The sequence below is a fragment of the Pseudomonas agronomica genome, assembly GCF_025917275.1.
Lineage (GTDB): Bacteria > Pseudomonadota > Gammaproteobacteria > Pseudomonadales > Pseudomonadaceae > Aquipseudomonas > Aquipseudomonas agronomica.
Genome location: NZ_JAOSHO010000740.1, coordinates 1 through 1,897, shown reverse-complemented (window position 1 = coordinate 1,897; position 1,897 = coordinate 1). Strand labels below are relative to the sequence as shown.

Genomic DNA, 1,897 nt, shown 5'->3' with positions numbered 1-1,897 from the left:
GGAGCGAGCTTGCTCGCGAAGGCGGTCTGTCAGGCGACGGAAGGTTCGCCTTCGCCCGCCAACCTTCGATTCAACTGAAACCGCCAGCGCACATACAGCAACGCCGAGCAGAACACCGCCACGCTCGCCACCATTTCCAGCACGCCGAACCACTGCCGGCTGGGGTCGTAGGCGGCCAATGCTCCCTTGATGAAATACAGGTTCACCACGAAGCACATCCACGAATGCCCGCGTGCGCTGCCGATGAGCATGCCTGGCGCGAGGATCAACAGCGGCACCAGCTCGATCAGCAGGATCACCCAAGGGCGCGCGCCGTGCAGGTCGGCGATCAGCAGGTAGTACGCGCTGAGCAATCCCACCAAACCGAAAAAGCACAGCAGGCTGAGGGCGCGGGCGATGCGTACACGCGGTTCCAGCCAGTGGATGGGCGGCAGGATCTTGGGCTTCTTAGCCACGGCCGTTCTCCAGCAATAGAGCGGTTTTCGCCAGGCGCAGGCCCAAGGCTCGGCACAGCTCGACTTCATGCGCGTTCAAGCCGCTTTTACCGTCGGCGCCGGCGTGATGGCTCGGGCCGTAGGGCGTACCGCCACCCTGGGTGTCGATCAGGGCCGATTCGCTGTAGGGCAGGCCGGTGATCAGCATGCCGTGGTGCAGAAGTGGCAACATCATCGACAACAGCGTGGTTTCCTGGCCGCCGTGCAGGCTGGCGGTGGAGGTGAATACGCCGGCTGGCTTGCCCACGAGGGCGCCGGTCAGCCAGAGGTTGCTGGTGCCGTCGAGGAAATATTTGAGCGGCGCAGCCATGTTGCCGAAACGGGTCGGGCTGCCCAGGGCCAGGCCGGCGCAGTTCTTCAGGTCATCGAGCGTGGCATAGAGCGGACCCTGTTCCGGGATATCCGGCGACACCGCTTCGCATTCCGTGGAAATCGCCGGCACCGTGCGCAACCTGGCTTCCAGCCCGGCCTGCTCGACGCCCCGGGCGATTTGCCGGGCCATTTCGTTGGTGGAGCCGCTGCGGCTGTAATACAGGACCAGGATGTACGGCGTGGTCACGGCAGGATCTCCAGGATCTTTTCCGGCGGACGGCCGATCACGGCTTTTTCCCCGGCTTCGAGGATCGGCCGTTCCATAAGCTTTGGATGGGCGACGATGGCGGCGATCAGATCGTCCTCGACCAGGTTTTCGTCGGCCAGGTTCAAGGTCTTGTACTCGTCCTCGCCGGTGCGCAGCAACTGCCGCGCGCCGATGCCGAGCTTGCCCAGCAGGCGCTTGAGCTGCGCGGTGTCCAGCGGGGTTTCCAGGTAGCGGACGACGGTGGGCGCCAGGCCGCGGGCTTCCAACAGTTCCAGCGCACCGCGGGATTTCGAGCAGCGCGGGTTGTGATAAAGCGTCAGATCAGTCATGAGCGGGTCGCATCTTGCGTAAGGTGGCGGCTATTCTACTGTGCAGCGAGGCGCCTAGCACCTGATGGGCGGCCAGCGTTCACATTTCAGGCAAGGATTGGCACATGACAAGGCGATTGGCGGCGGCACTGACATTCATCTGCATTTTATTGCTCGCCGGCTGTGGAAACGATTACGGCGTGGATCAGAACGGCCAGCCGATTGCTTCGCAACGGTTGGACAAACAATGGGTGGTGCTCAATTACTGGGCCGAGTGGTGCGCGCCGTGCCGCACGGAGATTCCGGAATTCAATGCCCTGGCCGAACAGCTCAAGGGACGGAACGTGGGCGTGTTCGGGGTCAACTTCGATCAGGTGCAAGGCGAAGAACTCAAGAGTGCCAGCGACAAGATGGGCATTCATTTCACCGTGCTGGCTCGGGACCCGGCCGAGATCTTCGACCTTCCACGCAGCGAGGGATTGCCGGTGACCTACATCATCGATAACCAGGGCAAG

At 62.9% G+C, this 1,897-nt stretch carries 4 protein-coding genes; 1 reads left to right on the top strand and 3 read right to left on the bottom strand.

The genetic code is table 11. From position 1 onward, the window contains the following. Positions 1–29 precede the first annotated feature (29 nt). The 3 genes from OC610_RS26725 to arsC are packed head-to-tail and all read right to left on the bottom strand — an operon-like array spanning position 30 to position 1,403. On the bottom strand, positions 30–455 hold the full coding sequence (locus tag OC610_RS26725) for a DUF2069 domain-containing protein (RefSeq protein ID WP_264432236.1): 426 nt from the start codon (positions 453–455) through the stop codon (positions 30–32). Continuing rightward, a complete protein-coding gene (wrbA, locus tag OC610_RS26720) occupies positions 448–1,053 on the bottom strand; it encodes an NAD(P)H:quinone oxidoreductase (protein ID WP_181288516.1) in 606 nt (201 codons plus the stop codon). The genes OC610_RS26725 and wrbA overlap by 8 nt, the downstream gene beginning before the upstream one ends. Continuing rightward, a complete protein-coding gene (gene arsC, locus OC610_RS26715; protein WP_264432233.1) occupies positions 1,050–1,403 on the bottom strand; it encodes an arsenate reductase (glutaredoxin) in 354 nt (117 codons plus the stop codon). The genes wrbA and arsC overlap by 4 nt, the downstream gene beginning before the upstream one ends. 104 nt (positions 1,404–1,507) lie before the next feature. Between arsC and OC610_RS26710 the strand changes: the two genes are divergently transcribed. Then, on the top strand, positions 1,508–1,897 hold a 390-nt coding region (locus tag OC610_RS26710; RefSeq protein ID WP_264432230.1), incomplete at its 3' end, for a TlpA disulfide reductase family protein.

Excerpts from the sequence above, each read along its gene's own strand:
- arsC (WP_264432233.1), bottom strand. The coding sequence starts at position 1,403 with ATGACTGATCTGACGCTTTATCACAACCCGCGCTGCTCGAAATCCCGC.